Raw genomic sequence first — 6,483 nt, forward strand, 5'->3', positions numbered from 1 at the left:
ATACTCAATGAAAATCAAAGAGCAAACTAGGAAGCTAGCCGTAGGTTGCTCAAAACACAGTTTTGAGGTTGTAGATAAGACTGACGAAGTCAGTGAGCATATCTACGGCAAGGCGAAGCTGACGTGGTTTGAAGAGATTTTCGAAGAGTATTAGTCCAAACCGTAGTTGTAGTCATCATCTTGCATGGCTTCAACTTCGCCAAGAAGGTAACCATTTCCGACTTGAGAGAAGAAGTCATGGTTGGAAGTTCCTGTTGAAATACCGTTCATAACGATTGGGTTGACATCTTCAGCTGAATCTGGGAAAAGTGGATCTTGTCCCATGTTCATGAGAGCTTTATTGGCATTGTAGCGAAGGAAGGTTTTAACCTCTTCAGTCCAACCAACACCGTCATAAAGACTCTCTGTGTAGCCTTCTTCATTTTCATAAAGAGTATAGAGCAGGTCGTACATCCATTCTTTTAGCTTTTCTTGCTCTTCTTCAGGTAATTCATTGAAACCAAGTTGGAATTTGTAACCAATGTAGGTTCCGTGAACAGATTCATCACGAATAATCAATTTGATGATTTCCGCAACGTTGGCAAGTTTGTTGTTACCAAGATAGTAGAGGGGAGTGAAGAAACCTGAATAGAAGAGGAAGGTTTCGAGGAAAACGCTAGCAACTTTCTTTTCAAGTGGGCTACCGTTTAGGTAGATTTCGTTGACAATCTCAGCCTTCTTTTGTAGGTAAGGATTGGTATTGGTCCATTCGAAAATTTCTTCAATCTCAGCCTTAGTATTCAAGGTAGAGAAGATTGATGAGTAAGATTTAGCGTGAACAGATTCCATAAATTGGATGTTATTGAAAACAGCTTCCTCATGTGGTGTACGGATATCTGCGCGAAGGGATTGAACCCCAGTTTCAGATTGCATAGTGTCGAGAAGGGTTAAACCACCAAAAACTTTTCCGACCAAGTCTTTCTCTTTGTTAGATAGCTTTCTCCAGTCATCCAAGTCATTTGACAAGGGAATACGTGTATCGAGCCAGAATTGCTCTGTCAGCTTTTCCCAAGTTGATTTGTCGATGACATCTTCGATGGCATTCCAGTTAATGGCTTTATAGTAAGTTTCCATTTGAAATCTCTTTCTGTGTTTAGTATTGCGAACTCACAATTATTCTATTTTACCATAATTCTATAGGAGTATCGCACAAAAAGTCGGAATCCCGACTTTTAAAATGTTACATAAATTATGTTATGACATAGTAGATTTGATTTTATCAGTGCTGCTTAGGGAAAAATAGTGTTTCTATGCTAGAAACTAAATCACACAGCTTTCACATTGGTTGGCACCGACTTCTCCACCGTCATCTGTAAAGGTGCGGACGTAGTAGATAGACTTGATTCCCTTGTTAAAGGCATAGTTACGAAGGATGGACAAGTCACGTGTCGTTTGTTTATTTTCCCTCTTCCATTCGTAAAGGCCTTTTGGAATGTCACTGCGCATGAAGAGGGTGAGTGAAAGTCCTTGATCCACGTGTTCAGTCGCAGCAGCGTAAACATCGATGACTTTACGCATATCCATATCGTAGGCAGAAGTGTAGTAAGGAATGGTTTCTGTAGACAAGCCAGCAGCAGGGTAGTAGATTTTACCAATTTTCTTCTCTTGGCGTTCTTCGATACGTTGCGTAATCGGGTGGATAGAAGCAGAAACGTCGTTGATATAGCTGATAGAACCATTTGGCGCTACAGCAAGGCGATTTTGGTGGTAAAGACCATCTGCTTGAACCTTGTCGCGAAGTTCAGCCCAATCAGCAGCACCAGGGATAAAGACATCTTTGAAGAGTTCTTTAACACGGTCTGATTTTGGAACAAACTCGCCAGTCACATACTTGTCGAAGTAGCTTCCGTTAGCATAGTCTGATTTTTCAAAGTTGTGGAAGGTAATACCACGTTCACGCGCGATATTGTTTGACTCAACCAAGGTCCAGTAGTTCATAAGCATAAAGTAGATGCTTGTAAATTCAACAGACTCAGGTGATCCATATTCAATCAATTGTTGGGCAAGGTAGCTGTGCAGTCCCATGGCACCAAGTCCAAAGGTGTGAGCTTGGCTATTTCCATGGTCGATGGTAGGAACAGCTACGATGTGTGAACTATCTGTAACGAAAGTAAGGGCACGAACCATAGCACGGATAGAACGACCAAAATCAGGTGAAGTCATCATGTTAACCACGTTGGTTGAACCAAGGTTACATGAAACATCTGTTCCCATTTGAAGGAATTCTTGAGCATCGTTGATCAAGCTTGGTTCTTGGACTTGAAGAATCTCAGAACACAAGTTACTCATGATAATCTTACCATCAACAGGATTTGCACGGTTAGCCGTATCAATGTTGACTACATAAGGGTAGCCAGACTCTTGTTGCAATTTAGAGATTTCAGTTTCCAAATCACGCGCCTTGATTTTTGTCTTGCGGATGTTTGGATTTGCGACCAATTCATCGTATTTTTCAGTAATGTCGATGTAGTTGAATGGCACACCGTATTCTTTTTCTACAGAGTAAGGACTGAAGAGGTACATTTCTTCATTTTTACGAGCCAATTCGTAGAATTTATCAGGTACTACAACACCAAGTGATAGGGTTTTGACACGAACTTTTTCATCGGCGTTTTCTTTCTTAGTTGAAAGGAAGGCGATGATGTCTGGGTGAAAGACGTTGAGGTAGACAACACCGGCACCTTGACGTTGCCCCAATTGGTTGGAGTAAGAGAAGCTGTCTTCGAAGAGTTTCATAACTGGCACAACCCCAGAGGCTGCTCCTTCATAACCCTTGATAGGTGCACCAGCTTCACGAAGGTTGCTGAGGGTAATTCCCACACCACCACCAATACGTGAAAGTTGAAGAGCTGAGTTGATAGAACGTCCGATAGAGTTCATATCATCCGTCACTTGGATTAGGAAACAAGATACTAACTCCCCACGGCGAGCACGTCCAGCATTCAAGAAGGAAGGAGTAGCAGGTTGGTAGCGTTGGTGGATGATTTCATTGGCAATATCGATTGCAACAGCTTCATTCCCATCAGCGAAATAAAGGGCGTTGAAGAAGACACGGTCTTCCATATTTTCAAGATAGTATTCACCGTCATTAGTCTTTAAGGCATATTGATTGTAAAATTTATAAGCTGCCATGAATGACTTGAATTGGAAGTTTTGGTCTTTGATAAATTGAGCCAATTCTTCCAAGAACTCTGGACGGTATTTCTTGATAAAGGCTGTTTCGATGTAGTTGTGTTTAATGAGGTAATTGATTTTGTCTTTGATTGAATCAAAAACCATAGTGTTTGGAACTACATTTTCTTTAAAGAAAGCATCCAAGGCTTCCTTATCTTTATGAAGCATGATTTGTCCATTAACAGGACGGTTAATTTCGTTATTAAGACGGAAGTAAGTCACGTCTTCAAGATGTTTTAATCCCATAAAATTTCCCTTATCTAATTACAAAAGAAAGGCTTCTAAGTTAGCCCTAAAAGCAGTTTCTTCTGGATGATGTACTAAGATTATGCTAATTGTTTCAGTTTTCCTGGTTGGAAACCTGAAAAGACTTCAGTTGGTGTTTGGATAACAGGAGCTGCGCTAAAACCGAGCTCTTTAACTTGATCGACGTACTCAGGTTGCTCATCAAGATTGATTTCACGATAAGAGACATTATTACTGTCCAAGAAACGTTTGGTCATCTTACATTGGACACAGTTGTTTTTAGAATAAACGGTTACCATTGTGTAACTCCTCTTCAAAATTTAATACTATCCTAGTATATCAGAAAATAAAATTTTGTCAATGATTTGAACTAAATATAGTGGTCTGTTTTTCTAGTAAAGCTCACAAAACACAATATGTAGTGTTTGTTTTATAAAACAGCAATAATTATCCTATAAATTGTTTTTGAAGAAACTATATCCTGTGTTTTGTTATCTAGGATAGAAGATTTTCAGCAAGTTATCTGAAAGGAAATTGAAGGAAAATCCAGAAAATGCTTGAAAAAAATCCTAGAAGATGGTATAATACCAAACTGTAAGGGTTATCACATATAACTCAAAAAAGAAAGAACAAAAGGAGAGTCAAACTATGGCTTCTAAAGATTTCCACGTAGTGGCAGAAACAGGTATTCACGCACGTCCAGCAACATTGTTGGTGCAAACTGCTAGCAAATTTGCTTCAGATATCACTCTTGAATACAAAGGTAAATCAGTTAACCTTAAATCAATTATGGGTGTTATGAGTCTTGGTGTTGGCCAAGGTGCTGACGTAACTATCTCAGCTGAAGGTGCAGATGCAGATGACGCCATCGCTGCAATCTCAGAAACAATGGAAAAAGAAGGATTGGCATAAGGGAAATGACAGAAATGCTTAAAGGAATCGCAGCATCTGACGGTGTTGCAGTTGCAAAAGCATATCTACTCGTTCAACCGGATTTGTCATTCGAGACTGTTTCAGTCGAAGATACAAACGCAGAAGAGGCTCGTTTGGATGTTGCTCTTGAAGCTTCTCAAAACGAGCTTTCTCTTATCCGCGAGAAAGCTGTAGGTACGCTTGGTGAAGAAGCGGCTCAAGTTTTTGACGCTCATTTGATGGTTCTTTCTGACCCAGAATTGATTGGTCAGATTAAAGAAACAATTCGTGCTAAGAAAGTCAATGCAGAAGCAGGTCTTAAAGAAGTGACTGATATGTTCATCACTATCTTTGAAGGCATGGAAGACAACCCATACATGCAAGAACGTGCAGCGGATATCCGCGACGTGACAAAACGTGTATTGGCAAACCTTCTTGGTAAGAAATTGCCAAACCCAGCTTCTATCAATGAAGAAGTAATCGTGATTGCACATGACTTAACACCATCTGATACAGCTCAATTGGACAAAAACTTTGTAAAAGCTTTTGTAACAAACATCGGTGGACGTACAAGCCACTCAGCTATCATGGCACGTACACTTGAAATTGCAGCTGTATTGGGAACAAATAACATCACTGAAATCGTCAAAGACGGTGATATCCTTGCCGTTAACGGAATTACTGGTGAAGTGATTATCAACCCAACAGATGAACAAGCGGCAGAATTTAAAGCAGCTGGTGAAGCTTATGCTAAACAAAAAGCTGAATGGGCACTTTTGAAAGATGCTCAAACAGTGACTGCTGACGGTAAACACTTCGAGTTGGCAGCTAACATCGGTACTCCAAAAGACGTTGAAGGTGTTAACAACAACGGTGCAGAAGCTGTTGGACTTTACCGTACAGAGTTCTTGTACATGGATTCTCAAGACTTCCCAACAGAAGATGAGCAGTATGAAGCGTATAAGGCTGTTCTTGAGGGAATGAATGGTAAACCAGTGGTTGTTCGTACAATGGATATTGGTGGAGATAAGGAACTTCCTTACTTCGATATGCCACACGAAATGAACCCATTCCTTGGATTCCGTGCCCTTCGTATCTCTATTTCTGAAACTGGAGATGCAATGTTCCGTACACAAATCCGTGCCCTTCTTCGTGCTTCTGTTCATGGTCAATTGCGTATCATGTTCCCAATGGTTGCCCTCTTGAAAGAATTCCGTGCAGCTAAAGCAGTTTATGAAGAAGAAAAAACAAATCTTCTTGCTGAAGGAGTTGCAGTTGCGGATGACATCCAAGTTGGTATCATGATTGAAATTCCTGCAGCAGCTATGCTTGCAGACCAATTTGCAAAAGAAGTTGACTTCTTCTCAATTGGTACAAATGACTTGATCCAATACACAATGGCGGCAGACCGTATGAACGAACAAGTTTCATACCTTTACCAACCATATAACCCATCAATCCTTCGCTTGATCAACAACGTTATCAAGGCAGCTCACGCTGAAGGTAAATGGGCTGGTATGTGTGGTGAGATGGCTGGTGACCAGACAGCTGTTCCACTGCTTGTCGGAATGGGCTTGGATGAGTTCTCTATGTCAGCAACATCTGTACTTCGTACACGCAGCTTGATGAAGAAACTCGACACAGCTAAGATGGAAGAGTACGCAAACCGTGCCCTTACAGAATGCTCAACAATGGAAGAAGTTCTTGAACTTCAAAAAGAATACGTTAATTTTGATTAATGTGATTAACCTTGTAACCTAGTTGCAAGGTTTTTTGGGCGCATTTTGGAAAAGTATGGTCTAATACTCTTTCAAAATCTCTTCAAACCACGTCAGCGTCGCCTTAACGTAGATATGCTCACTGACTTCGTCAGTCTTATCTACAACCTCAAAACTGTGTTTTGAGCAACCTGCGGCTAGTTTCCTAGTTTGCTCCTTGATTTTCATTGAGTATAAGATTTTTGAGTAAAAAGCATAGAAAAACAGCCCCTAAGGACTGTTTAATCTTATACTGTAGCTGCTTGATCCAAGCTTTCACCGATAGCGGCTAGGCGCTCGATTACTTCAGCTTGTGTCAATTCATTTTTTGAAACATAGCGGTTACGTGGGTGAA

General features: G+C 40.6%; 6 protein-coding genes. 2 read left to right on the forward strand and 4 right to left on the reverse strand.

Features of this window, described 5'->3' with window-relative positions:
• Nucleotides 1-150: 150 nt before the first annotated feature.
• The 3 genes from nrdF to nrdH all read right to left on the reverse strand — a co-directional run bounded on the left by nrdF (nucleotide 151) and on the right by nrdH (nucleotide 3,758).
• Nucleotides 151-1,113 carry a class 1b ribonucleoside-diphosphate reductase subunit beta gene (nrdF, locus tag HT671_RS05270; RefSeq protein WP_138703466.1) on the reverse strand — a complete coding sequence of 321 codons (963 nt, stop codon included), beginning with the start codon at nucleotides 1,111-1,113 and terminating at the stop codon, nucleotides 151-153.
• A gap of 186 nt (nucleotides 1,114-1,299) precedes the next feature.
• Nucleotides 1,300-3,459 carry a class 1b ribonucleoside-diphosphate reductase subunit alpha gene (gene nrdE / locus HT671_RS05275; RefSeq protein WP_138703467.1) on the reverse strand — a complete coding sequence of 720 codons (2,160 nt, stop codon included), beginning with the start codon at nucleotides 3,457-3,459 and terminating at the stop codon, nucleotides 1,300-1,302.
• An 80-nt stretch (nucleotides 3,460-3,539) separates the two neighbouring features.
• Nucleotides 3,540-3,758: a glutaredoxin-like protein NrdH gene (nrdH, locus tag HT671_RS05280; protein WP_000259249.1), complete on the reverse strand. Its 219-nt coding sequence runs from the start codon at nucleotides 3,756-3,758 to the stop codon at nucleotides 3,540-3,542.
• Nucleotides 3,759-4,107: 349 nt separating this feature from the next.
• Between nrdH and HT671_RS05285 the strand changes: the two genes are divergently transcribed.
• Entirely contained in the window at nucleotides 4,108-4,371 is a 264-nt protein-coding gene (locus tag HT671_RS05285) for a phosphocarrier protein HPr (RefSeq protein ID WP_000146947.1), read from the forward strand.
• Nucleotides 4,372-4,376: 5 nt separating this feature from the next.
• Nucleotides 4,377-6,110 (forward strand): phosphoenolpyruvate--protein phosphotransferase, encoded by a 1,734-nt coding sequence (ptsP, locus tag HT671_RS05290; protein WP_000138148.1) that lies wholly within the window; start codon nucleotides 4,377-4,379, stop codon nucleotides 6,108-6,110.
• Between the two features lie 60 nt (nucleotides 6,111-6,170).
• Here the strand turns inward: ptsP and HT671_RS11605 are convergent, their stop codons facing one another.
• Entirely contained in the window at nucleotides 6,171-6,317 is a 147-nt protein-coding gene (locus HT671_RS11605; protein WP_023941215.1) for a hypothetical protein, read from the reverse strand.
• Between the last annotated feature and the right edge of the window lie 166 nt (nucleotides 6,318-6,483).

It is taken from the genome of Streptococcus sp. 2741 (assembly GCF_013276315.1).
GTDB lineage: Bacteria > Bacillota > Bacilli > Lactobacillales > Streptococcaceae > Streptococcus > Streptococcus pseudopneumoniae.

Coding starts and splice junctions, on each gene's coding strand:
- nrdF (WP_138703466.1), bottom strand. CDS start 1,113: ATGGAAACTTACTATAAAGCCATTAACTGGAATGCCATCGAAGATGTC.
- nrdE (WP_138703467.1), bottom strand. CDS start 3,459: ATGGGATTAAAACATCTTGAAGACGTGACTTACTTCCGTCTTAATAAC.
- nrdH (WP_000259249.1), bottom strand. CDS start 3,758: ATGGTAACCGTTTATTCTAAAAACAACTGTGTCCAATGTAAGATGACC.
- HT671_RS05285 (WP_000146947.1), top strand. CDS start 4,108: ATGGCTTCTAAAGATTTCCACGTAGTGGCAGAAACAGGTATTCACGCA.
- ptsP (WP_000138148.1), top strand. CDS start 4,377: ATGACAGAAATGCTTAAAGGAATCGCAGCATCTGACGGTGTTGCAGTT.
- HT671_RS11605 (WP_023941215.1), bottom strand. CDS start 6,317: ATGAAAATCAAGGAGCAAACTAGGAAACTAGCCGCAGGTTGCTCAAAA.